Origin of the sequence: Sphingomonas sp. NPDC092440 (assembly GCF_044754985.1) — a bacterium.
Lineage (GTDB): Bacteria > Pseudomonadota > Alphaproteobacteria > Sphingomonadales > Sphingomonadaceae > Sphingomonas.
The window spans coordinates 232,362-256,566 of record NZ_JBIVQA010000008.1 but is presented as its reverse complement, the minus strand read 5'-3'; the positions used below and the strand labels follow the sequence as shown (position 1 = coordinate 256,566).

Annotated in this window: 20 protein-coding genes; 11 read left to right on the top strand and 9 right to left on the bottom strand. The window is 67.3% G+C overall.

Going from position 1 to position 24,205, the window contains the following annotated elements:
- Nucleotides 1-6: 6 nt before the first annotated feature.
- A complete protein-coding gene (pgeF, locus tag ACIQCS_RS15865) occupies nucleotides 7-771 on the top strand; it encodes a peptidoglycan editing factor PgeF (protein ID WP_345849013.1) in 765 nt (254 codons plus the stop codon).
- A gap of 138 nt (nucleotides 772-909) precedes the next feature.
- Here the strand turns inward: pgeF and ACIQCS_RS15860 are convergent, their stop codons facing one another.
- Nucleotides 910-1,764, bottom strand: a complete 855-nt coding sequence (locus ACIQCS_RS15860) for an alpha/beta fold hydrolase (RefSeq protein ID WP_345849015.1) — start codon at nucleotides 1,762-1,764, stop codon at nucleotides 910-912.
- Between the two features lie 29 nt (nucleotides 1,765-1,793).
- Nucleotides 1,794-3,077 carry a UDP-N-acetylglucosamine 1-carboxyvinyltransferase gene (gene murA / locus ACIQCS_RS15855; RefSeq protein WP_345849016.1) on the bottom strand — a complete coding sequence of 428 codons (1,284 nt, stop codon included), beginning with the start codon at nucleotides 3,075-3,077 and terminating at the stop codon, nucleotides 1,794-1,796.
- A gap of 122 nt (nucleotides 3,078-3,199) precedes the next feature.
- Between murA and ACIQCS_RS15850 the strand changes: the two genes are divergently transcribed.
- Nucleotides 3,200-3,934, top strand: a complete 735-nt coding sequence (locus ACIQCS_RS15850) for a Crp/Fnr family transcriptional regulator (protein WP_345849019.1) — start codon at nucleotides 3,200-3,202, stop codon at nucleotides 3,932-3,934.
- A gap of 425 nt (nucleotides 3,935-4,359) precedes the next feature.
- Here ACIQCS_RS15850 and clpS read toward each other — a convergent pair whose 3' ends face one another.
- The 3 genes from clpS to ACIQCS_RS15835 form a co-directional block, all read right to left on the bottom strand.
- Nucleotides 4,360-4,692 (bottom strand): ATP-dependent Clp protease adapter ClpS, encoded by a 333-nt coding sequence (gene clpS, locus ACIQCS_RS15845; protein ID WP_086128377.1) that lies wholly within the window; start codon nucleotides 4,690-4,692, stop codon nucleotides 4,360-4,362.
- 212 nt (nucleotides 4,693-4,904) lie between these two features.
- Complete coding sequence (gene phaP, locus ACIQCS_RS15840; RefSeq protein WP_345849021.1) at nucleotides 4,905-5,672, bottom strand: TIGR01841 family phasin; 768 nt, start codon at nucleotides 5,670-5,672, stop codon at nucleotides 4,905-4,907.
- 120 nt (nucleotides 5,673-5,792) lie between these two features.
- On the bottom strand, nucleotides 5,793-7,541 hold the full coding sequence (locus tag ACIQCS_RS15835) for a PHA/PHB synthase family protein (protein WP_401531292.1): 1,749 nt from the start codon (nucleotides 7,539-7,541) through the stop codon (nucleotides 5,793-5,795).
- Nucleotides 7,542-7,663: 122 nt separating this feature from the next.
- On the opposite strand from ACIQCS_RS15835, the gene ACIQCS_RS15830 reads away from it, so the two are divergent.
- The 4 genes from ACIQCS_RS15830 (at nucleotide 7,664) to ACIQCS_RS15815 (ending at nucleotide 10,864) form a co-directional block, all read left to right on the top strand.
- The gene (locus tag ACIQCS_RS15830) at nucleotides 7,664-8,869 is read left to right on the top strand and encodes an LL-diaminopimelate aminotransferase (protein ID WP_280280505.1); all 1,206 of its coding nucleotides are present in this window, start codon (nucleotides 7,664-7,666) and stop codon (nucleotides 8,867-8,869) included.
- A gap of 13 nt (nucleotides 8,870-8,882) precedes the next feature.
- Nucleotides 8,883-9,659, top strand: coding sequence for a sulfite exporter TauE/SafE family protein (locus ACIQCS_RS15825; RefSeq protein WP_280280561.1), 777 nt, complete (start codon nucleotides 8,883-8,885; stop codon nucleotides 9,657-9,659).
- Between the two features lie 212 nt (nucleotides 9,660-9,871).
- Nucleotides 9,872-10,291, top strand: coding sequence for a thioesterase family protein (locus ACIQCS_RS15820; RefSeq protein WP_280280560.1), 420 nt, complete (start codon nucleotides 9,872-9,874; stop codon nucleotides 10,289-10,291).
- A 135-nt stretch (nucleotides 10,292-10,426) separates the two neighbouring features.
- The gene (locus ACIQCS_RS15815; protein ID WP_401531289.1) at nucleotides 10,427-10,864 is read left to right on the top strand and encodes a hypothetical protein; all 438 of its coding nucleotides are present in this window, start codon (nucleotides 10,427-10,429) and stop codon (nucleotides 10,862-10,864) included.
- 6 nt (nucleotides 10,865-10,870) lie between these two features.
- Here the strand turns inward: ACIQCS_RS15815 and ACIQCS_RS15810 are convergent, their stop codons facing one another.
- Nucleotides 10,871-11,371 carry a helix-turn-helix domain-containing protein gene (locus ACIQCS_RS15810; RefSeq protein ID WP_280280503.1) on the bottom strand — a complete coding sequence of 167 codons (501 nt, stop codon included), beginning with the start codon at nucleotides 11,369-11,371 and terminating at the stop codon, nucleotides 10,871-10,873.
- 149 nt (nucleotides 11,372-11,520) lie between these two features.
- Between ACIQCS_RS15810 and ACIQCS_RS15805 the strand changes: the two genes are divergently transcribed.
- Both ACIQCS_RS15805 and ACIQCS_RS15800 read left to right on the top strand, forming a co-directional pair.
- Nucleotides 11,521-11,832: a CC_3452 family protein gene (locus tag ACIQCS_RS15805; RefSeq protein ID WP_280280502.1), complete on the top strand. Its 312-nt coding sequence runs from the start codon at nucleotides 11,521-11,523 to the stop codon at nucleotides 11,830-11,832.
- Between the two features lie 111 nt (nucleotides 11,833-11,943).
- Nucleotides 11,944-14,034: a bifunctional (p)ppGpp synthetase/guanosine-3',5'-bis(diphosphate) 3'-pyrophosphohydrolase gene (locus tag ACIQCS_RS15800; RefSeq protein WP_280280501.1), complete on the top strand. Its 2,091-nt coding sequence runs from the start codon at nucleotides 11,944-11,946 to the stop codon at nucleotides 14,032-14,034.
- A 445-nt stretch (nucleotides 14,035-14,479) separates the two neighbouring features.
- Here the strand turns inward: ACIQCS_RS15800 and ACIQCS_RS15795 are convergent, their stop codons facing one another.
- Nucleotides 14,480-16,819 carry a GH92 family glycosyl hydrolase gene (locus tag ACIQCS_RS15795; protein WP_345849029.1) on the bottom strand — a complete coding sequence of 780 codons (2,340 nt, stop codon included), beginning with the start codon at nucleotides 16,817-16,819 and terminating at the stop codon, nucleotides 14,480-14,482.
- Nucleotides 16,820-16,908: 89 nt separating this feature from the next.
- Between ACIQCS_RS15795 and ACIQCS_RS15790 the strand changes: the two genes are divergently transcribed.
- A complete protein-coding gene (locus tag ACIQCS_RS15790; RefSeq protein WP_345849031.1) occupies nucleotides 16,909-17,928 on the top strand; it encodes a GDSL-type esterase/lipase family protein in 1,020 nt (339 codons plus the stop codon).
- Here ACIQCS_RS15790 and ACIQCS_RS15785 read toward each other — a convergent pair.
- Both ACIQCS_RS15785 and ACIQCS_RS15780 read right to left on the bottom strand, forming a co-directional pair.
- Nucleotides 17,908-19,626, bottom strand: coding sequence for a hypothetical protein (locus tag ACIQCS_RS15785; protein WP_345849033.1), 1,719 nt, complete (start codon nucleotides 19,624-19,626; stop codon nucleotides 17,908-17,910). The genes ACIQCS_RS15790 and ACIQCS_RS15785 overlap by 21 nt on opposite strands.
- 186 nt (nucleotides 19,627-19,812) lie before the next feature.
- Nucleotides 19,813-21,123 carry a cystathionine gamma-synthase family protein gene (locus tag ACIQCS_RS15780; protein ID WP_345849036.1) on the bottom strand — a complete coding sequence of 437 codons (1,311 nt, stop codon included), beginning with the start codon at nucleotides 21,121-21,123 and terminating at the stop codon, nucleotides 19,813-19,815.
- A 21-nt stretch (nucleotides 21,124-21,144) separates the two neighbouring features.
- Here ACIQCS_RS15780 and ACIQCS_RS15775 point away from each other — a divergent pair, with 21 nt between their 5' ends.
- Nucleotides 21,145-21,534: a transposase gene (locus ACIQCS_RS15775; RefSeq protein WP_345849039.1), complete on the top strand. Its 390-nt coding sequence runs from the start codon at nucleotides 21,145-21,147 to the stop codon at nucleotides 21,532-21,534.
- Nucleotides 21,535-21,863: 329 nt separating this feature from the next.
- The gene (locus tag ACIQCS_RS15770) at nucleotides 21,864-23,900 is read left to right on the top strand and encodes a hypothetical protein (RefSeq protein WP_345849041.1); all 2,037 of its coding nucleotides are present in this window, start codon (nucleotides 21,864-21,866) and stop codon (nucleotides 23,898-23,900) included.
- Nucleotides 23,901-24,205: the final 305 nt, after the last annotated feature.

Sequence of the window (24,205 nt, the reverse complement as noted above, 5' to 3'; positions counted from 1 at the left end):
CCTGTTGTGAGCGAAGTCGAAATTTTCCGCGCGCGGGCGCTGGCCGGAGTCGCGCACGGCTTTCTCGGCCGCAAGGGCGGCGTCTCGACGGGGGACATGGCCAGCCTCAATGTCGGGCTGGGCTCGGGCGACGATCCTGCGCTGATCGCCGAGAATCGCCGCCGCGCCGTGGAAGCGGTGCTGCCCGGCGCGCGGCTCGTCTCGGTGCATCAGGTCCATTCCGCCGACTGCGTCACCGTGGCCGCGCCCTGGGAGGATCGGCTGCGCCCGCATGCCGACGCGCTCGTCACCGACCGGCCGGGCCTGGCGCTCGGCGTCCTGACGGCCGATTGCGCGCCGGTGCTGTTCGCCGACGCCGAGGCCGGCGTGGTCGGCGCCGCCCATGCGGGATGGAAGGGCGCGATCGGCGGCGTCACCGATTCGACCGTCGCCGCGATGGAAATGCTGGGCGCCCGCCGCGACCGGATCGTCGCGGCGGTCGGCCCGTGCATCGCCCGCGCCTCCTACGAAGTCGATACCGGCTTCCTCGCCCGGTTCGCCGAGGCCGATCCGGCGAACGAGCGCTTCTTCACCGAAGGCCGCCGCGCGGATCACTGGCAATTCGATCTCGAGGCCTATGTCGCGCACCGGCTGGCCGCGGCGGGCGTCCGCACCGTCGAGATGCTGGGGCAGGACACCTATGCCCAGGCGGGGCATTTCTATTCCTATCGCCGCGCGACGCACCGGCGAGAGCCGGACTATGGCCGGCAGATCTCGATCATCGGGCTCTAGGCTGAGAACCCAGACAAGTATCTGATTTTCTGCCGTCATCGCGGCCTTGCGCCGGGATCCCGCTTCTTCTTCCGTCAGCAAGGCAGCGGGACCCCGGCTCGAGGCCGGGGTGACGAAGGAGGAATATGCGTCCCCAACCTAGGGCGTCCCGATCGTCTCGCGCAGGAACTCGCCGATCCGTCGCGCCCATTCGGCATCGTGCAAGTTGCTCACTTCGCCATGCGACAGTCCCGGCACCAGCCACAGCGCCTTGCGGTTCGGCGCGGCCGCGTAGAGCGCGCGGGTCTCGACCGGCGGCGTGTAGCGGTCTTCCGCGCCGCCGATCACCAGGACCGGCCCGCGATAGCCCCCGATCGCCGCGATCGGCGCGATCCGTCCCGGCCAGACGCCGTAGCGCGGCAGCGATTGGAAGCTGAGCAGCGGCTCGGCAAGCGCCCCGCCCGCCGGCGTCAGCACCGCCGCCATCCGGTTGTAGATCGCATGGCGAATGTCCGGAAACACCGCCACCAGCACCAGCGCATCGGCCGGGACCGTGCCGTCGCGGCCGATCAGCGCGGCGGCGCCGCCCAGCGAGACGCCGATCACCGCCACCTTCCCGCCGTGCTGCCGCGCCTTGAGCCAGTCGAACGCCGCACGCGCGTCCAGCCCTTCGTCGAGACCATAGCTGTGATCGGTGATCGTCGAGGCACCGTGCCCGCGCAAGTCGATCGCCAGCGCCGCATAGCCTTGCGCCACCAGCGCCTCGGCCATCGGCGCGGTCTGGTTGCGCGAGGCGCCGACGCCGTGGAGAAGCAGCACGGCCGGCGCATCGGGGCGCCGGCCAGGCCAGTAGGTACCGGCGAGCGCAACGCCGTCCCGCGCCTTCAGGCGCACCGGTTCGGCGGGCGGCGGCACCGGCGCAACTGCGGAGGCATGCCCCGCGGCGATCTTCGATGCGAGGAACCAGCTTGCCGCGCACACCAGGATCGACAGCGGCGCTGCCGTCCCGATCAACAGTCGCGCGCGGCGCCCCCGCATCGCCGCTAGCCGTCGCCGACACGCTCGATATCGGCGCCCACGGCCTGCAGCTTCTCCTCGAGCCGCTCATAGCCGCGGTCGAGGTGATAGACGCGGTTGACCTGCGTCTCGCCCTCGGCGGCAAGCCCCGCGAGGATCAGGCTCATCGAGGCGCGCAGATCGGTGGCCATCACCTGCGCACCGACCAGCCTGGCCGGCCCGTGCACCACGGCGGTGCGCCCGCGCACATCGATATGCGCGCCCATGCGGGTCAGCTCGGGCACGTGCATGTAGCGGTTCTCGAAGATCGTCTCGGTGAACACGCTGGCGCCCTCCGCAACCAGCTGCATCGCCATGAACTGCGCCTGCATGTCGGTCGCGAAGCCCGGGAAGGGCGCCGTCGACAGGGTCAGCGGCTTGAGCGGGCCGTTGGCGGCCACGCGGATGCCGGCCTTGGTCTCCTCCACGGTCACGCCCGCCTGAACGAGCGCGTCCAGCGTGGCGCGCATGTCGTCCGCCGCCGCGCCGACCAGCTCGATATCGCCACCGGTGATCGCCGCCGCACAGGCATAGCTGCCCGCCTCGATCCGGTCGGGCATCACGGCATAGGTCGCGCCGTGCAGGCGATCCCGGCCTTCGATCTCCAGCCGCTCGGTGCCGATGCCCCGGATGTGCGCGCCCATCGCGACCAGCAGGTTGCACAGGTCGACGATCTCGGGCTCGCGCGCGGCATTGTCGAGTATGGTGGTGCCCTTGGCGGTGACCGCGGCCATCAGCGCGTTCTCGGTCGCGCCGACCGAGACCACCGGGAAGCTGTAGCGACCGCCGGGCAGCCGCCCGCCCGGCGCGGTGGCCTTCACATAGCCCGCGGCCAGCTCGATCTCGGCGCCCATCGCCTCGAGCGCCTTCAGGTGCAGGTCGATCGGCCGATTGCCGATCGCGCAACCGCCGGGCAGCGACACCGTCGCCTCGCCCGCGCGGCCCAGCAGCGGACCCAGCACCAGGATCGAGGCGCGCATCTTGCGGACGATGTCATAGGGCGCGACCGCCGAGGTCAGCTTGCCCGCGCGCACCGTCATCACCCGGCCGAAATCGCTGGGCCGCGTGCCCTCGATCGCCGTCGAGGCGCCGAGCTCGTTGAGCAGGTGGCCAAAGCTGTCGACATCCGCCAGGCGCGGCAGATTCCGCAAGGTCAGCGGCTCGTCGGTCAGCAGCGCGCAGGGCATCAGCGTGAGCGCCGCGTTCTTGGCGCCGGAGACGGGAATCCGGCCGGAAAGGCGATTGCCGCCGCGAATGAGAATACGGTCCATGCCGGGCTTCTAATCTTTGTCCCGCCACACGCAAGGGCAGGCGTTTTTAGCGTGCTTGATCGATTTTAATGCATTGATTCAGTTGCACTGCTTTGCATCGACATGTGGGGGGAAGCCATCGCGTGTCCGGCAGTTGTTTCGCGGAGAGGCTGAGCGAGTTGATCGACCTGACCGAGGTCGAGCAGAGCGCGCTCGAGAAACTGGAGGAACGCCAGCGCCACCTGCGCCGCGGGGCGGTGCTCCAGCGCGAGAACGAGGGCGGCAACGAGCTCTATATCCTGCGCAAGGGCCTGATGATGAGCTATGTGCTGCTGGACGACGGCAGCCGCCAGATCCTGCGCTTCCTCTTTCCCGGCGACATGCTGGGAGTGTCCAGCGCGGTCTATCGCGAAGCCCCCGAGACGCTGGCCGCGCTGTCCGACTGCGTGGTCTGCCCGTTCGATCGCGGCGCGCTGTCGGAGTTGATGCTCGATCACCCGCGCCTCGCCGCGATGGTGCTGGTCCATTCGCAGATCGAGCGCGTCGCGCTCACCGACCGGCTGGCCGCGCTCGGCCGCACCAGCGCCAAGGCGCGGGTCGCGGCGCTGCTGCTCGAGCTGCGCAATCGCCTGCGGGCCGCCGACAAGAGCCTCGCCAACGTCTTTCCGCTGGGGCTGACGCAGGAGGAAGTGGGCGACGCCACCGGCCTCACCGCGGTGCACGTCAACCGCATGCTGCGCCAGCTCGAGGAGGAGGGGATGATCGCCCGGGAGAGCGGCCGCGTCACGCTGCTCGACGAGCGCGCGCTCGTCCGCGCGGCCAATTACGTGAATCGCTACGAGGGGCTCGACCTGGGCTGGCTGCCCAAGGCGCGCTGAGCTTCGCGGAAGCGGAAGGGGGCCGGACGTCTGCGATGACAAGCCGCGCCGTCCGGCCCTTGTTCCCGCCCGACCCCCCGGTTCCCAGGAACGGAAGATCTGATAACCCGGGTCCAGGCCGCTGTATTTCCCGGGAAAACGCCTATGCGGGCAACCCCTTAGGCAAGGACGTAACGATAGCCTCGCCCCTTCCCCCTCCGCCATGCCGAAACAAGTTGGCACGTATCCCGCTGCGACAAATACCCCATCGTCATCCCCGCAAAGGCGGGGATGACGGCGATTGGGCACCCTGTCTCAAGCGGATAGGCGCCAAACAGGTCCAGGGTAGCGAAGACGAGTGGTTCGAAGCGTTCCGGCCCGCCGAACCACTTCCTCAACCCGAATATCGATTGGCCCTGGCCCTTCCAGCGAGCGGAACGAAGCAGCTACGCCTTTTCCAGCGTGCATTGCAGCGGGTGCTGGTTCTGGCGGGCGAAGTCGATCACCTGCGCCACCTTGGTCTCGGCGACTTCGTAGCTGAACACGCCGCACACGCCCACGCCGCGCTGATGGACGTGGAGCATCACCCGCGTCGCCTCTTCCATGTTCATCCGGAAGAAGCGCTGCAGGACGAGCACGACGAACTCCATCGGCGTATAATCGTCGTTGAGCATCAGCACGCGATAGGGCGTAGGCTTCTTGGTGCGCGTGCGGGTGCGCGTGGCAATGCCGACCGAGGGGTCATTGCCCCGATCGTCGTCATTGCCGTCCTCGGCCATGCGCCATGGCATGTTGATGTCGAATTTCACGGGATCTGTCACGCCGCCGAAAATATGGGTTCGCGCCCTCAAGGGCAAGGCCGGCGGCCATGCGTGCGCCCCGATAAGGCACCGGCAAGGGAGAGGGGCAAGGGAGAGGGGCAAAGGAAAGGGCGGCCATCCCGGGGGACGGCCGCCCTGATCTCGTCTTCCGGCGGGCCGGAAGCCTTTGCTTACGCGGCGGTCTTCACCTTTTCGGCGGCGACGGCGACGCGGTTCGACAGCGGCTGCGCGGCATCGCTGGCGAGCTTGATCAGCGCCTCGGTGTTCTTCGACGCCTCGGCGACGTACGAGTCGAACGCGCCGCGGAAATAGTCGCTCTGCAGCTTGAAGAAGTCGGTCGGCGACTTGACGGCGGCGAGGTTCTTCAGCGCGGCGGTCGCGCTCTCGAACGACTTGCGGCCATATTCGGCGGCGTCCTGGCCCAGGCCCTCGAAGCCCTTGGCGGCGATGCGGCCCGATTCGACCAGCGCCTCGACATTGCCCTTGGCGAAGTCATTGGCTTCCTCGACCAGCTTGGTCGACTTCTCGACGGCGGCCTTGGTGCGGTCGTTCCACTCGGCGAACAGAGCCTGGGCCTTGTCGGTGGCGTTCTCGATGGTGGTCATCTTCCAGCTTCCCTTCACTTCCGGCGCGGCGACCGTCTCCTCGACGGCTTCGACGACGGTGATTGCGGTTTCCGCGGCAACCTCGGCGATCTGCTCGACGGGGGTCTCGGCCACGGCTTCGACGGTTTCGGTTTCGGTCACTTCCTGCGGTGCTGCCTCAAGGGTCGGGACCGGCTCGGCGACGATGGGAGCCTCGACGATCGTCTCGGCGGCCTTCACCGGCTCGGGCTTCTCAGCCTTGGGCGCAGCAACTTTCGGCGCGGGCTTGGCGCGCGCCGCAGGCTTCGGAGCGACGGGCTTGGGCGCGCCGGTCTTCGATCCCTTGGTGGCCATGATGTGCCTTCCCCATAAAGCTATTGCTGCGATGCAGCATGTAGCTCTTCTTGCACTGCAATGCAAGTGACTTTTGTGCACTGCACAAAAATAGGTAAAAGCTTGGAATAGCGCGGGAAATCAGCGCATCCGGACATAGCTTCCCGGCGCGTCCTCCAGGGGCTTGAGCTTGCCCTTGCCCGGAATCCGTGCGCCCTTGACCGGAACCCGGGCGGCATCGAGCGCGTCGAGCCAGCCGATCCAGTCGGGCCACCAACTCCCCTTGGTCTCTTTTGCTCCCGCGAAAAACTCGGCGAGCGTCCCGGCCTTCTCCGAATTGGTCCAATATTGATATTTCTGCGCGGAGGGCGGGTTCACCACTCCGGCGATGTGCCCCGATCCGGCCAGCACGAACTTGAGCGGCCCCTTGAAATAGTGCGTGATCTTCCAGACGCTCTGCGCCGGGGCGATGTGATCCTCGCGCCCGGCCTGGACATAGGCGGGCGTCGCCACGTTCGAGAGGTCGAGCGGCGTGCCGCCGATCGCGAGCGCGCCGGGCTGGACCAGCTTGTTGTCGCGATAGAGGTCGGTCAGATAGCTCATGTGCCAGCGCGCCGGCAGGTTGGTGACGTCCGAGTTCCAGTGGAGCAGGTCGAACGGGGCATATTCCTTGCCCATCAGATAGTTGTTGGTGACGTAGTTCCAGATCAGGTCCCGCCCGCGCAGCAGGTTGAACGTCGCCGCCATGTAGCGCCCGTCAAGGAAGCCCTCGGCCCCCAGGCTGCGGATCATCGCCAGCTGATCGTCGTCGACGAACATGCCCAGCTCGCCCGCCTCGGAGAAATCGACCTGGGCGGTGAAGAAGGTCGCGCTCCTGACCTTTTCGGCCTCACCCCTGGCGTGCAGCACCGCCAGCGTCGCGGCCAGCGTGGTGCCGGCGACGCAATAGCCGATCGCGTGCACCGCCTCCACGCCGAGCAGGTCGCGCACCGTGTCGATCGCGTCGATCTGCCCGCCCTCGACGAAATCGTCCCACACCACGTCCTTCATCGTGGGGTCGGCGGACTTCCACGAGACCACGAACACGGTCAGCCCCTGCTCCACCGCCCAGCGGATGAAGCTCTTCTCGGGATTGAGATCGAGGATGTAGTAGCGGTTGATCCAGGGCGGGAAGATCAGCAGCGGCGTCGCATAGACCTGTTTCGCGCCTTCCGCCGGGGCATATTGGATCAGCTCGTAGAGCGGCGTGCGCTTCACCACCTTGCCCGGCGTCATCGCCAGGTTGCGGCCCAGCTCATAGGCGCCCTCGGCCGTCTGGGTCATCTGGCCCTTGGCCAGGTCGCCCAGCATGTTGGACAGGCCCTTGAGCAGGCTCTCGCCCTTGGTCTCGACGATCTTCTCGAGCACTTCGGGATTGGTCGCCGGGAAGTTGGTGGGGCTCACCGCGTCGAGAAAGCCCCGGGTCGCGAAGCGCACCTGGTCCTTCTGCCTGGGGTCCATCCCCTCCAGCGCGTCGACGCCGCGCAGCATATGGTCGGCGATGACCAGATAGCTCTGGCGCAGAAAGTCGAACACCGGCTCCTCGCGCCATTGCGGCGCCTTGAAGCGCTTGTCGCGCGCCTGCTCGGGCGTCTCCTCGAAGGGCGCCGCGTTCTGCGGATCGAGGAAGCGCTGCCACAGCTTCATCGTGTCCGACCAGAAATCGGTGGTCGCCTTCACCGCCGCGGCGGGATCGAGCAGCGCGCCGAAGGGCGGCGCGGCGGGCAGATGCTCCATCATGTCCATGCCGTGCTCGAGCATCATCTGCTGCGCGCGGCCGAGCACCCAGGTCCAGTGCTGCAGGTCCTCGAGATCGGGAATCGGCGGTGTGGTCGTTTCGGCCATGCTCATCCTCTTCAAGCGCCGCTTTAGCGCACCACAGGCAACTCGTCATTCCCGCAGGCGCGAACATGGCGTAGGACAGGCGCACGGCACAAGTTCGTGCCGCGCTCCAACCCCTGAGAGACGAGGAAATGTCCGAAGAATTCTACCGCATGAAGCGCCTGCCCCCCTATGTCATCGCCGAAGTCAATGCGATGCGGGCAGCGGCGCGTGCGGCAGGAGAGGACATCATCGATCTCGGCATGGGCAATCCGGACCTGCCGCCGCCGCCGCACGTGATCGAGAAGCTGGTCGAAGTCGCGCAGAAGCCCGACGCGCACGGCTATTCCCAGTCCAAGGGCATTCCCGGCCTGCGTCGCGCCCAGGCCAATTACTATGCCCGCCGATTCGGCGTCGAGATCGATCCCGAGACCGAAGTGGTGGTGACGATGGGCTCGAAGGAAGGCCTGGCCAGCCTCGCCACCGCGATCACCGCGCCGGGCGACGTCGTGCTGGCGCCCAACCCCAGCTATCCCATCCACACCTTCGGCTTCATCATCGCCGGCGCCACGATCCGCGCGGTGCCGACCACGCCGGACGAGCATTATTTCGAAAGCCTCGAGCGGGCGATGGCGTTCACCGTGCCGCGCCCCTCGATCCTGGTGGTCAACTATCCGTCGAACCCGACGGCGGAGACGGTGGACCTCGCCTTTTACGAGCGGCTCGTCGCCTGGGCGCGCGAGAACAAGGTGTGGATCCTCTCCGACCTCGCCTATTCGGAGCTCTATTTCGACGGCAAGCCGACCGTGTCGATCCTGCAGGTCAAGGGCGCCAAGGACGTGGCGATCGAGTTCACCTCGCTCTCCAAGACCTATTCCATGGCCGGCTGGCGCATGGGCTTCGCGGTGGGCAACAAGCAGCTGATCGCGGCGATGACGCGCGTGAAGTCGTATCTCGATTACGGCGCCTTTACCCCGATCCAGGCCGCCGCCTGCGCCGCGCTCAACGGCCCGCAGGACATCGTCGAGGCCAATCGCCAACTCTACCACAAGCGCCGCGACGTGCTGGTCGAGAGCTTCGGCCGCGCCGGCTGGGAAATCCCCTCACCGCCGGCGTCGATGTTCGCCTGGGCGCCGCTGCCCCCGGCGCTGGCGCATCTCGGCAGCCTCGAATTCTCCAAGCAGCTGCTCACCCATGCCAAGGTCGCGGTGGCGCCGGGCGTCGGCTATGGCGAGAATGGCGAGGGCTATGTGCGCATCGCGATGGTCGAGAACGAGCAGCGCCTGCGCCAGGCGGCGCGCAACGTGAAGCAATATCTCAAGTCGATGGGCGTCAACACCGCGGCAAAGGCAGGCTGAGCCCGGGCCGGTGCTGCACGTCGATCCGCTCTATTCGCTTGCCGGCGTGCTCGTCGGCCTGCTCGTCGGGCTGACCGGCGTCGGCGGCGGATCGCTGATGACGCCTTTGCTGGTGCTCGTCTTCGGCTTTCATCCGGCCACCGCCGTCGGCACCGACCTGCTCTATGCCTCGGGCACCAAGGCAGTGGGCACCGCCGTCCATGGCTGGCGCGGATCGGTCGACTGGCGCGTGGTGCGGCGGCTGGCGACGGGCAGCGTGCCGGCGACCACCGCCACGCTGCTGTTCCTCAGCGCCGCCCATCGCGGCGCGCAGGATACCGGGCACCTGATCTCGGCCATCCTCGGCGTCACGCTGATCCTCACCGCCATCGCGCTGTTCTTCCGCACCCGCATCGTGCACGCGGCGGGACAGCGCTTCGCCCGGCTTGACGCGCGCGCCATCGCGGCGCTCACCATCGTGCTGGGCGCGGTGCTGGGCGTGCTCGTCTCGCTCACCTCGGTGGGCGCGGGCGCGCTGGGGATGACGGCGCTGCTCGTCCTCTATCCCGGCGCGCCGGTGGCGCGGCTGGTCGGCTCGGACATCGCGCATGCGGTGCCGCTCACCTTCATCGCCGGCATCGGCCATTGGACGATGGGATCGGTGGACCCGGGCCTGCTCGTCGCGCTGCTGCTCGGCTCGATCCCCGGCATCGTGATCGGCAGCCTGATCGCGACGCGCGTTTCCGAACGGGTGCTGGTGCCGATCCTGGCGACGGTGCTGGCGATCGTCGGCATCAGGCTGCTGAGCTAGATTGAGGACGCATATTCTTCCTTCGTCGCCCCGGCCTTGCGCCGGGGTCCCGCTGTCTCGCCAGCGCAGGAAGCAGCGGGATCCCGGCGCAAGGCCGGGGTGACACCAGAAAATCAAATACCTGTTTGGGTTCCCAACCTAGGCGCCCTCGCCCGCGCGGGGATAGCGAAGGGACGGTTGACGCGCGCCTCTCCGCGCGCCACCCCGCCGCGATGCGTCCCGGCTTCCCATTCTCCACCCGCTTCCGCGTCCGCTATTCCGAGATCGACGGGCAGAAGATCGTCTTCAATTCGCGCTATCTCGAATATGCCGACGTCACGCTCGGCGAATTCTGGCGCTGGGCCGATCTGGGCGATATCGGCCCGGACTGGCTCGATGCCGAGTTCAACGTCGTCCGCGCCGCCATCGACTATAAGAAGCCGTTCGTGTTCGACGACATGGTCGAGGGCTTTGCCCGGGTCGAGCGCGTCGGCACGTCGAGCATGACGATGCGCGTCGAACTCCGCCATGCCGATACCGGCGAGCTCCACACCGAGATCGAGATGGTCAGCGTCCATGTCGACCTGGCGACGCGCAAGTCGAAGCCGATCCCGGAGAATGTGCGCGTGCGGCTGGAGGGGCTGGGGGGCTGATCGGCCATTGCCGCCATCAATGTAACAACGTATCATTCGCGCATGATCCGAGCCGGCTCACCGTTGATCGCTGCGTCCTTGATCCTGCTCTCGGGGCCCGCCAATGCGCAGCGGCACCAGCCCCGGGCGATTCAGGTGCCAGACTTCAGGCTCATATGCCCGCCCGACGTCGATGGATATGCCGACTGGGTCCAGTCGCGTCCGGGAACGCCACAGCAGGTCAGCCCGATCGCCAAGGCGGCGATCCATGAGGTCGGTGCGGCCCGGCGGGCCCAGGCGGTCGAAATGCTCGAAAAGGCCGAGATCGTCCCGCTTGGCCTGGACCAGGCGAAGGACCTGGTCGGCGACATTCCCGAAGCCGCGGCAGGGGAAGGGCAACCCTATCTCATCCGCAACGTCGTGCCGTCGTTCGTCTCGGGCCTCGGCGGTCCGGTCAGCCTGCTGCGTGTCGGATCCGCGCTATGGATACGCGCCGCGCTGATCGGATGCGGCGGGTTCTTCAAGAATCCGCTCGTCGTGTTCCTGCCCTTCACGCCAACCCGAGTGGACATCCAGGCCGTCGCGGTCTGGTAGCCCCACCTACTCCGCCGCCTTCACCTCGACCGCGTCCTCCTCCGCCACCACATCCTCCGGCAGCGCCCAGAGCAGGTCGCCCTTGCCCAGCGCGCGTCCGTCATGGCTCAGCACCTGCACGGCGCGGATCGGGCGGCTGTCGCGCGCGTCGACCAGCACCGGATAGGCCGGCACCCCCGTCTCCCAGCGCTCGCCCCATTGGCGCAGCGACACCATCACCGGCAGCAGCGCATAGCCCTTGTCGGTCAGGCGGTATTCGATCTTGCGGCGATCATCGGCGCAGGGCTGGCGCTGCAGGATGCCCTTGTCCACCAGCCGCGCCAGCCGGTTCGCCAGGATGTTGCGCGCAATGCCCAGCTCGGACTGGAATTCCTCGAAATGGTGCAGCCCGTTGAACGAGCCGCGCAGGATCAGGAACGACCAGCGTTCGCCCATCGCTTCCAGCGCCGCCGGCAGGCTGCAGTCATTCGCCAGCTGGCGCAGCGACTCTCGAATGGCACCACCCATAACTTGTCATCCTACCGTAAAAGCTGACGCTACGGAATGCCGTAACTTCTTGCGCCGCAGCAAAAGTTTCTCGTTGCAACTTACTTCTATGTCAATTAAAAACCGGGCCGCAGCCCAGGCTGCAGGTTCTGACCCCAGGAGGATTTCCCATGACCCGCTTCTTCGCCGCAGCGGCTGCGGCCACGCTGGCCCTCGTCCCCGCCGCCGGCATCGCGCAGGGTGCCCCGAACGGCTATTATTCCGCCACGCCGGTGAGCGCGCCGGCCAAGACCAGCCTCGTCACGCGCTCGACGCTGTGGAAGTGCGATGCCGGCACTTGCGTCGCCGCCAAGGCGAATGCGCGCGACGGCATCGTCTGCGAGCTCGTCGCTCGTGAAGTCGGCAAGCTCTCGGCCTTCCGCGCCAACGGCGCCGATTTCGACGCGGCCGCGCTCGAAAAGTGCAACGCCAAGGCGAACTGAGTTGATCGGGGCCGGCCGCTTCGCCCTCGAAGTGGCCGGCACCGCACGAAAAGCGCCGCGGAGCGCGCAAATTTATTGCAAAGCAACAGCAGCGGGCCCCATCTAGATCCCGTGCTGCGCCAATATGAACTTGTCGACCGGGTCCTGAGCTACGACCCCGATGCCGATGAAGCGATGCTCAACCGGGCATATGTCTTCTCGGTCAACGCGCACGGCACCCAGAAGCGCGCCAGCGGCGACCCCTATTTCAGCCACCCGATCGAAGTGGCCGGCATCCTCACCGACCTGCATCTCGACGACGAGACGATCGTCACCGCCATCCTGCACGACACGGTGGAAGACACGGTGGCCACGCCCGAGGACATCCAGCGCCTGTTCGGCGACAATGTCGCGCGCATGGTCGACGGCGTCACCAAGCTCTCCAAGATCGAGGCGCAGACCGAGAGCGAGCGCGCCGCCGAGAATCTCCGCAAGTTCCTGCTCGCCATGTCGGACGATGTCCGCGTGCTGCTCGTCAAGCTGGCCGACCGGCTGCACAACATGCGCACGCTCCATCACATCAAGAACCCGGACAAGCGCAAGCGCATCGCCCGCGAGACGATGGACATCTACGCCCCGCTCGCCGAGCGGATCGGCATGTACGAGTTCATGAAGGAGATGCAGACGCTCGCCTTCCGCGAGCTCGAGCCCGAAGCCTATGAATCGATCGAGAAGCGGCTCGACAGCCTGAAGATCGAGGGCGAGGACCGCATCGCCAAGATCGCCTCGGGCCTGAAGCTCCTCCTTTCGCGCGGCGGCATCGACGCCGAGATCACCGGGCGCGAAAAGCATCCCTATTCGATCTGGAAGAAGATGTCGGAGCGCCACGTCTCGCTCGAGCAGTTGAGCGACATCATGGCCTTTCGCGCGATCGTCGACACCGAGGAGGAATGCTACCGCGCGCTCGGCGTGATCCACCGGCGCTGGCCGATGGTGCCGGGCCGGTTCAAGGACTATATCTCCACGCCCAAGCGCAACGGCTATCGCTCGCTCCACACCAGCATCATCCATGCCGGCGACACGCGCATCGAGATCCAGATCCGCACGCGCGACATGCATGCCCAGGCCGAATATGGCCTCGCCGCCCATTGGGCCTACAAGGCCAGCAACGTCCGGCCCGATACCCAGGTCAGCTGGATCAAGGATCTCATCGAGATTCTGGAGCATGCCGAGAGCCCCGAGGAGCTGCTCGAGCATACCCGCATGGCGATGTACCAGGATCGCATCTTCGCCTTCACTCCCAAGGGCGAGCTGATCCAGCTGCCCAAGGGCGCGACGCCGATCGACTTCGCCTATGCGGTCCATTCGAACCTGGGCGACCAAGCGGTGGGCGCGAAGATCAACGGCCGCGTCGTGCCGCTGCGCACCGAGATCGAGCAGGGCGACCAGGTCCAGATCCTGCGCTCCAAGGCGCAGGAGCCCCAGGCCAACTGGCTCAACTTCGCGATCACCGGCAAGGCGCGCGCGGCGATCCGCCGCCATATCCGCTACAAGGAGCGCGAGGAGACGATCGCGCTCGGCCACAAGCTCTATGACGAGATCGTGCTGCGGCTGCCGACGCCGCCGGGCGAGGGCGCGATCCCCGATGCGCTCAAGCGCCTCAAGCTGCAGGACGAGGCCTCGCTGATGGAAGCGATCGCCCGCCGCCAGTTCACCGATTTCCAGGTGATGGAAGCGCTGATGCCCGGCTCGACCGAGGGCGAGGACGAGCACGACCTGCCGCCGCAGCAGCATGCGATCGAGATCAAGGGCCTCACCCCGGGCGTCGCCTTCCACTTCTCGGTCGATTGCCGGCCGGTGCCGGGCGATCGCATCGTCGGTATCCGCCGGCCCGGCGAGCCGATCGAAGTGCACCGGATCGATTGCCCCAGCCTGGCCGATACCACCGAGGAGGATTGGGTCGACCTCACCTGGGGCGACAAGGCGGAGGGCGGCATCGCCCAGATCGAGATCACGCTGAAGAACGAGCCGGGCGCGCTGGGCGCCGTCGCCACGCTGATCGGCCAGCACAAGGCCAATATCCTGGGCCTGCGCATGGACAATCGCGACACCACTTTCCACACCAACACGATGGACCTGGAGGTGCGCAACGCCGCGCACCTGATGCGCCTGCTCGCGGCGCTGCGCGCGGCCGACGCGGTCAGCTCGGCGGAGCGGGCCTAGGACGGATCGACATTCAGCTCTGTCCCGTCCGTTTCCGGTGGCGAGGGACGGAAGTCGAATGTCGAAGCCTCTCCCCGCCGTCATGCGGACCCCGGACTGGATCCGGGGTTGAGCATCCAATTCTCCAGCCGCGATATCGCTGGTGGCACGTTGGCCCCTGAACCCCGGATCCAGTCCGGGGTCAGGGTGACGATGAAATTCAGTTCGAGGCGCTCCGGCCCGCCAAGCCACATCCTTGGCCTGGATGTCGATCCGTCCTGGGGTGAGGATTCATATAAGTCATTGATTTGCCTGGTTATCGGACTCTCATTTCGTCATCCCCGTGACGGCGGGGGCCCATCTCCCGGACGTACCCCGCAAGCTTCACCGGCGTATTCGCGGAGAACGCACGAGATGGATCCCCGCCTGCGCGGGGATGACGGAGTTTGCTGATTGGGCTTTGACCCTAGCGCGCCGTGCTCATGGAATAGGGCCGCGCCGCCTTGCCCGTCGCCCAGCTCTTGTTCGGCGTCGCCTGCATGGTGAAGCGCAGCTCGCCGCCCGCGACGATCTCCTCGTGCTTCAGATAGCTACGCGCCAGCGGCTTGCCGTTGAGCATGGCCTCGCCGATGTACTTGTTCGTGTTCGACAGCCCGTCCGCGACGATGGTGAAACGCTTGCCGTTCGGCAGGTTGAGCGCCGCGCGGTCCAGGAAGGGCCGGCCGATCACATATTCGTTCGAGCCCGGTGCCACGGGATAGAAGCCGAGCGCGGTGAACACGAGCCAGGCGGACATCTGGCCGAGATCGTCATTGCCCGAGAGCCCGTCCGGCGCCGGCTTGTACTGGCTTTCGACGATCTGCGTCAGCCGTTCCTGCGTCCGCCAGGGCTGGCCGGCATAGGCGTAGAGATAGGCGACATGGTGGCTCGGCTCGTTGCCATGGATATACTGGCCGATCAGGCCGGCAATGTCCTCGGCATGGCTGTAGTCGAGCTTCGAATTGTCGAAGTCGAACATGGCGTCGAGCTTCTTCACCGCCGCCGCGTCGCCGCCCAGCAGCGCGAACATGCCGGCCTGGTCCTGGGGCACGAACCAGGAATATTGCCAGGCATTGCCCTCGGTATAGTCCGAGCCATAGTTGATCGCGGTAGGATCGAAGGGGGTGCGGAAAGTCCCGTCCGCCTTGCGCGCGCGCAGGAAGCCGGTCTTCGCATCGAAGCTGTTGCGCCAGTTGCCGGCGCGCTTCCCGAAGGCGGCGGCGATATCGGCCTTGCCCATTGCCTGGGCCATGCGCGCGACGGTCCAGTCGTCATAGGCATATTCGACGGTCTTGGAGGCCGCTTCCGGCTCCCGGTCGATCGGGACATAGCCGAGCTGCATATAATGGTCCAAGCCGCCATAGGGACCGTAGGTGGCGCTCTTCACCATTGCATCGAGCGCGGCTTGCGGGTCGAAGCCGCGAATGCCCTTGAGATAGGCGTCGGCGATCACGGGCACGGCATGATAGCCGATCATCGTCCAGGTCTCGCGGCCGTGGAACTGCCAGACGGGCAGGATGCCGAAGGGGCTCACCCGCTGGCTGGCGATCAGCGAGTCGACGAAATCGCTGTTCCGCTTCTCGCTCTGGGTGAGCAGCAGCAGCGGGTGCTCGGCACGGAACGTGTCCCAGAGCGAAAAGGTCGAGTGGAAGGTGAAGCCCTTCGCCTGGTGCACCTGATCGTCCGGCCCGCGCCAGCGGCCATCGGCATCGGAGAAGACGCTGGGAGCGATCATGCTGTGATAGAGCGCGGTGGCGACGGTCTTCTTGATCGGCGCGGGTGCATCGATGTCGATCGCGCCGAGCGCCGCTTCCCACGCCTTGCGGGTCGAGGCGCGGACCGTGTCGAAATCGCCGGGCTCGCTGTCGAGATTGGCGATCGCGCCGTCCTCGTCGACCGCCGAGATCGCGACCTTCACTTCCAGCGGCTTGTCGAGTGTGCCGAAGTCGAGAAGCGCATGCAGGTCGCGGCCCTGGACCTGATCCGCATCGGCACGGCCACGCGAGGGACCCTGGAAACCGCGATAGGGAATGTCGCTTTCGAGGTTGCCGAAGCGGTGGGCGGTGATCGGTGCCGAGGTGCGCAGCGCGAAGAACAGCTTGCGCGCGGGCGCCCAGCCGCGTGTTTCGCGCGCGCCCGTGATCGTGCCGTCGGGCCGGATACGGATCGAGGCCCACAGCACCTTGCCGGGATAGTTGTAGAGGCTCGATTGAAGATCGATGCCAAGATGCGCAGCCTGGCCGGCGGGGAAGGTATAGCGCTGGACGCCGATGCGGGTGCCCGCCGTCATCTCGGCGCGAACGCCGGGATCGCCGAGCGTGACGGCATAATAGCCCGGAGCCGCCCGTTCCGTGGCATGATCGAAGCGGGAGCGATAGCCTCCCATGTCGGGATGCTTGGCATCCCCCGGATAGGGCGTGATCGCGTCGCCGGCCATCGGCATCATCAGAAAGTCGCCCAGGTCCGAATGGCCGGCGCCCGAGAAATGCGTCATCGAGAAGCCCTGGATCGTCGGATCCTCGTAGCGATACCCGGCGGCATGGCCGTAGCATTTGCGGATCACGCAAGTCGTGTCGGTATCCGGGCTCAGCTGGATCATGCCGAAGGGCGCAACCGCTCCCGGGAAGGTATGGCCTTCGCCGCCGGTGCCGATGAAGGGATCCGCGGCGTCATAGGTGGATTCGCCGGACGTCTGCGCCGCGAGCGGCGCGGTGGCGAACGACAGGGCGACGAGCGCGGCGAGGCCGGTGCGAAGGGGCGCGGTCATGCTCCCTGTTAGAGCAGAGCCGCGCCGCGCCTCCAACCCGGATCGGAGTCGCGATTTCGCGCATGCACGGGACCGGCTAGGATGGCGCGATGAAGCGCCTTGCCCTTGCCCTGCTCGCCCCGCTCATCCTCTCCGCCGCGCCCGTGCAGGAAGGCAGGCGGCTGGCCGTCCATGTCGGCGGCCGCGCGGTGGTGCAGGGCGGCGAGATGCGGCTCGGCTGGCCGGGCACCTATGTCGAGGCGCGCTTTCGCGGCACCGACGTCATCGCCCGGGTCGAGACCCGGGGCGACTTCCTGCGGGTGAGCCTGGACGGCAAGCCGTTCCAGACCCTGGTGACGCCGGGGCCCGCGACCGTGAAGATCGCCGGGCTCAGGCCCGGCGTCCACGCCATCCGCATCGACAAGCTGACCGAGAGCCAGTCGGGCAGCAGCAGCTTTTTCGGCTTCTTCACGCATGGCGCGCCGCTCCCCGCGCCCGCCCGGGCCGGCGGGATCGAGTTCATCGGCGATTCGCACAGCGTGGGCTATGGCAACCTCTCCGCCACGCGCACCTGCACGGCGCAGCAGGTCCACGACATGACCGACACCAGCCAGGCCTTCGGGCCGCTCCTCGCCCGGCGGCTGGGCGCCGATTACCGGGTGATCGCCTATTCGGGCTATGGCGTCGTCCGCAACTATGCCGGCAAGTTCCCGGGCGAGAGCCTGCCCTTTCTCTATCCCCGCGCGCTTCCCGGCGAACCGGCGCCGGCCGCGCCCGATCCGGGCTGGAAGCCCTGGGCGATCGTCGTCAACCTCGGCACCAACGACTTCTCGACGCCGCTCCACGCCGGCGAGGCCTGGGCCGACGAAACGGCGCTGCGGGCCGCCTATCGCGCCCGCTATATCGACTTTGTGAAAGAGCTCCGGCGGCGCCGGCCCCAGGCCCGGCTGGTGCTGATGGCCGCCGGCAATTTCCACGCCGAGGTCGCCGCGGTGGCCGCGGCCACCGGCGCGATGGCGGTGCGGGTGCCCGCCCTCGCGATGACCGGGTGCAACTGGCACCCATCGCTCGCGGACCATCGCGTGATGGCCGATCTTCTGGCCGCGGCGCTAAAAGGCCGGCGCGGCTAGCTTCACGTCCGCCCGGTTCCAGGCGGCGGCGAAGTCCTTCTCCGCCGCGCCCGCATCCTTGCCCTGCGCCTTCAGCGCCTGGGCGAGGCCGAGCAGGGCCCAGCCGTTGCGCGGATTGCGCCGGGGATCCAGGTCTTCGCGGAACACCGCCTCGGCCTCCGCCGCCTTGCCGCCGTCGAGCAGGGCGGCGCCGAGCAGGTGGCGGGTGGGGAAGAATTCGTCCGACGGCTCGTTGTACGACAGCCCGTCCTCGACGGTGACCGCTTCGCGCAGCAGCGCGATCGCGCGGGGGCCGTCCTTCCGGGCGAGCGCGATCCGCGCCTCGGCACGCAGCGCGGCGATGCGGAAGAGCGGCGCGGCCAGGTTCATGCCGGCCAGCGCATCGGCGGGGGCAGCGGCGATCCTGGCCTTGAGCCCGGCCAGCTCGGCCTCGGCCGCCGGGAGCTTGCCCGTGGCGGCGAGCGCGATGGTGCGGGCCGACAGCCAGTTGACGGTCAGGTCGAGCAGCCGCGCATCGGGCCGGGGCTCGGCCAGCATCTCGTCCCAGCGGCCGAAGCGGACCAGTGCCTGGTAGAGATAGCCGATCCCCCAATCCATGCCGGGCATGGCGGCGGCCTGATCGTCGGTGAACACCAGCCGCACGTCGCGCAGCGCCTTGATCGTCTCGGCGCTGCGCCCCTCCATCGCCGTGGAGGCGGCGAGGAACTGGAGATTGTGCGCCGAGTACATCGGATAATAGTCGATCGCCGCGGTCCGGGCGTAATAGGCCTTGTCCGCCGCATCGGCGCGGCGGTTCGCCTCGGCCGATTCCGCATAGCGGCCGACGCGCTGGAGGATGTGCGAGGGCATGTGCACGACATGGCCGGCGCCGGGCATCATCGTGCCGATCCGCTCGGCCGCGCCGACGGCCCTGGCCGGCTCGGTCGATGCCTCGACGGCATGGATGTAATAATGGTTGGCGCCGGGATGATGCGGGTTGCGGGCCAGCACCGTCTCCAGCGTGGCGACGATCTCGGGCGTGTCCCGGGCCGGAGTGCCGTCGCCGTTCCACAGCTTCCACGGGTTACGGTTCATCTGCGCTTCGGCGAAGAGGGTGAGGATGTCGTCGTCCTGGGGAAAGGCCCTGGCCGCGCCGCGCATCGCGTCGCCGAACGCGGCGAGCAGGGGCGCGCTGTTGCCGGCGTCGACCGGCTGCGGGCCGGTGTAGCGCCGGGCGAGGGCCTGGATCAGCGCGCGATTGGCGGGCGTGGCGCCGGGCGCCAGCGCCTCGGCCTTCTTCAGCGATTCCCATGCCACCCGGGCGCGGGCCGCCGCCATCATCGGCATGTTGTAATTGGGGCCCAGCGTGAGCGCGACGCCCCAATGGCAGATGCCGCACCGGGGATCGGCCTCCGTCGCCTTGGCGAAGCTGCGCGCCGCCTCGTCATGGTTGAACGCCCAGAGCAGGCGCATGCCCTGGTCGAAATAGGCCTGGGCGGCGGGCACCTTCGTCCCTGCGTCGCGGTGGAAGCTGCCGAGATCCGGGAAGAGCTGCGCGCCATGCGCCCAGTCGGCGAGCGTCTGCGGGAAGCCGTGCCCGGCATGCATGCCGGCCATGTCGCCGGCCGTGTTGCCGGTCGTATCGCCGGGCTGCGCCGCGGCGGGCAGCACGAGCAGCGGCGCCGCGAGCAGAGCCAGGAAGCGTGAAAGTCCGATCATGACCGAGTTCCCCCTCGGGCCGGCAAGATATACCTGCCGGCCCTTGATCTCAATCAACTCTCGCGAACCTTGCAGTTCCCCGGCACAGGCCGGTTGCAATGTCGTTCGAGAGGTTTCCCGGCCTCCTCAATTACGTCGATACCGGGCGCCGACCTTGGCCGGGGACCGGAAGTTCCTGATTCTTGCTCAGACTGCCTTCAGCGCTTCCTCGAAATCGGCGATCAGATCGTCGGCATCCTCGACGCCGATCGAGATGCGGACGAGATTGTCGGTGATGCCCAGCGCCTGCTTGCGCGCATCGGGCACCGAAAGATGCGTCATGCCCGCCGGGTGGCTGGCCAGCGTCTCGGTGCCGCCCAGCGACACCGCGAGCTTGGCGATCTTGAGGCTGTCGAGAAAGGCGAACGCCTCCTTCTCGCCGCCCTTGAGATAGAGCGAGAAGGTCGAGCCCGCGCCCGTGCAGTGGCGCCGATAGATGTCGGCCTGGCGCGAGCCTTCCTCGAGGAAGCCGAGATAGCCGACATGCTCCACCTTGGGGTGGGTGCGCAGGAACTCGCAGACCTTCACGGCATTCTCGCCGGCGCGCGACATGCGCAGTTCCAGCGTCTCGAGGCTGCGGAGCAGCATCCAGGCGGTATTGGGATCGCAGATCGTGCCGATCGTGTTGCGCATCAGCCGGATCGTGTTGATGTGCTCCTTCGAGCCGAGCACGCCGCCTGCCACCAGGTCCGAATGGCCGCCGGCATATTTGGTCAGCGAATAGACGACGATATCGGCGCCCTGCTGAAGCGGTTTGGCCCACAGCGGACCTAAGAACGTATTGTCGATCGCGATCGGCGGCTTGTGCGGTCCCTTGAAGATCGCGTCGCGGCTGGCGGCCACGGCTTCGACATCGACCAGCGCGTTGGTGGGGTTGGCCGGCGATTCGAGATAGATCAGCGCGACGTTGCCGCTGGCGGCCTTGCCCAGCACCGCGTCGATCTCCTCGCGCGTGGCGCCGGCGGGAAAGTCGAGCCAGTGCACGCCGAAGCGGCCGAGGATGCGGGCGATCAGCGTCTCGGTCGCGGCATAGAGCGGTCCGGAATGGACGATCGTGTCGCCGGGCTTGACCATCGAGAGGAACAGTGTGGCGATCGCCGACATGCCGCTGGAAAAGGCCAGCGCGTCCTCCGCGCCTTCCCACACGCCCAGGCGATCCTCGAGGATCTCCTGGTTCGGGCCGTTGAAGCGCGAATAGACCAGGCCCTCGGCACCGCCCGGGCGCTTGCCGGTGACGCCCTCGAAATGGCGCTTGCCGGCGGCGGCGTTGGGGAAGACGAAGGTGGAGGTGAGGAAGATCGGCGGCTTGAGCGAGCCTTCCGAGAGCATCGGGTCGAAGCCATGGCCCATCATCAGGGTGGCGGGCTTGAGCTTGCGTCCGCCGACCGTGTCGACATCCGCCTTGGGGCGGCGCCGCGGGGTGGCGCCGGTCAGGTCGGCTTCGGTCTCGTCGGTCATGCAGTCTCTCCGGTCAGGGGCGTGAGCGCCACCTGTTTCGTATCATCTGTAACGAGCCGGCGACGGGATCGCACCCCCAGATGCGGCGAAAGTTTACGAAGCCTACGCCATTGCCTGGCCGACGATCGCGGCAGACCGGTCGCCTTCACGCTGACGCCGGGCAACATTGCCGATATCAGTGTCGCGATACCGCTGCTGAGCCGCGCAACGCCAGCCAGGCGCCTGCTCGCCGACAAGGCCTATGATGCCGACAGTTTGCGCAACTGGTTAAAGCAACGCCGCATCAAGCCCGTCATCCCCTCCACCGCCTCGCGACGCAAACCCTACCCGCTCGACAAGCGCATCTATCGCCGCAGGAACGTCATCGAACGCCTCTTCTGCCGCCTCAAGCTGGCGGCGTATCGCCACTAGATACGATCGGCACGCCTCTAACTACCTCGCTGCCATCGCTCTCGTCGCCCTTATCCCTGCGTGGCTTAAAATGAGTCCCCGACCCAGGGTACCTCTCGAAGCGATGCCGGCAATGGCCGGGGCCGCACCGATCCAGGGGCGATAAGCCACCATTTCGCTGCCAACTTCGTTTCGTATCCGTGCCGCGCCCGGCTAGACTGGCGAGGAGCGGCGGGGGCCGACTTCACATGCCAGCAATGTCCGAACCCCGATGAATCTCGCGCGCCCTTCCGCTCGCCCATCCGGACCGGCGCTCGCCGCGAGCGTCCGGCGACAGCGAGAGGAAGATCATGGCCACGCCTCCATCCCCACCGCCGCCCACATTGCCGCCCCAGCAGCCCGTCGGCTATTCCGGCCTCTATCCGGACGCCGATACCATGTGGAGCATCGCGAACGGCCAGGTGATGGTCGCCCAGGTCACGTCCGGCGTCGCGGGAACCCCGCAACCCTTCGTCTTCAAGGGCGTCCGCTACCAGCCGACTCCGCTCGACATCAATGGCGGCGCCGCCGGATCGCCGATGGGCGACTTCTACTATATCGGCATGCAGAATCCCGGCCCCGACGCCACGACCATGATCATGTACCAGCCGATCTGGAATCGCGATGTCGGGCCGAACGGCCTGATCCGCCAGCTCGGCGCCAACAATATCGGCGTCTATGGCAGCTTCAACATGCCGCCCTCCACCATGTCGAAACCGGACGGCAAGGGAACGGTGGTGCCCTCGGCCGACAACAGCGCGATCGACTGGACCGTACTCGGCCCGATCCGCTACGTCGCGGCCAACGGCACCGAATATCCGACCTATATGCCCCAGGGCGCCGACGTGAAGCAGGCGCCGCCCTATTGGTATCATTATTGCCACGACGTCTTTCTCGACATGTGCTGGAACGGCGGCGTCGATCCGATCTACGTGTTCCTGTCGGTCGGCGTGTCGACGGCCGCCTTCTATTCGGCGAACACGGCCCCGGCGCCGGGCTATCAATATACCCAGATCCAGCAATATTATCTCGATACGGCGACCTGGCTGGGCCAGAGCTATGGCCATCACCCGGCCCTGGCCGGCTTCTACGTCACCAACGAGACGAACCAGCCGGGCCCGAGCGGCACCTATGAATATCGCGAATATTGGGACTTTCTGAACGCAGTGGGCGCGGCCCTGAAACAGGGCGCGCCGAACAAGCTCACCATCGCCGCGATGCAGGACGACATCGCCACGCTGACGACCCAGCTGGTCCAGTATGAATCGCCACCGGTCCCCACCAACCCGCCACCGACCAGCCCGCCGGCCACCCAGCCGCTCTATGTCGACAGCAACGGCAACATCACGACGACGGCCGGCACCAACCGCCCCGCTTATGCCACCGATGTCTACGCCCTGGATCTATGGGGCTGGAATCTCTACGCAGCCCCCATCGCGAGCACGCCGATCATCGCCTATCTCAGCGCGCGCAAGGCCGCCGGCCAGCCGATGGCGCCGGTCGTGCTGAGCGAGATCGGCATTCCGCAGGCGATGCGCTTCACCCAGGTCGCAGGTGTCGGCTTCGGCACGCTGGGCGGCAACGATCCCTATGTGGCGAATCCCAACGGGGAAGTGGCGACCTGGGATGCGACCTCCAATCAGGCGGTCCTCTCGTCCTATATCCCGGGCACGGTGCTGGGCCAGGAGAGCCTGGCAGTCGTCACCACCACCAGCACGGCGCGAACGTCGTCGACCTTCTTCACCGACAATCCCAGCTACAATGCCGGCGGGCTGGTCGCCTATGACAGCGATACCGGGAATTACTGGCTCTTCCAGGGCGTGCCCCAGAATCCCGCCAATCCCGGCCTGCCGTCGCCGAGCTGGATGCAGCTGGACGCGACGATCTACGGCACGCTGCTCGACGAGCTGCGGACCGCGGCGAATCCCCCGGCGGCGGCCGGCCCGGCAGTCGCGCTCTATGCCTATCTCCAGGCGGCGGCCGGCTTCCAGGTGGGCAGCCCGTCGGTCGCCGCGGCCGATCAGCTCCTTCAGGGCGTCCAGGTCTTCGAATTCTCCGACGAATGGTACAAATGGATGGATCCGACGGTCACCAACGCGACGACGATCCAGACGGCGGCCGGCGTGCATGATTTCCGCGACACCGCCATCGCCCCCTGGGGCCCGGCGAACGCGCAATTCTACACCACCTGGGAAGAGGAGTGGTTCGGCCTCTGCTCGGTCCTGCCCGTCGGCCGGAACTCCACCGACCGGGCGATCGCCAGCGACGGCTGGCTCACCGGCGGCGTCGCCGACGCGCTGACGCCCCGCGCCAGCTATCTGGTGGTGCAGCAGTTCTTCACGCAATAGCCGGCCAGCCCGCCCCGGTCCTTCGCGGCCGGGGCGGGCCATCCGCCCGCCGCGCTTCGAGACTGCCCTTCCAATGTAGGATTTGCCCTGCCAGGCTCGACAGGCTCTTTCTCACCGTCGAACCTTCGCCACTCTCGCCCCGCGCCGCCGGGGAGGGCCGGACTCAACCCGGCCTTCGACCATCCGGCGGCATGTCGCCCCGCGCCCATGCAGATGGGACAATAGATTCAACGAATCATGCAACCGTCCGGTTGAACGTTCCCCGTCCGCGGGCAAAAAAAGGGGGCGGGCACGGGCTTGGGAAC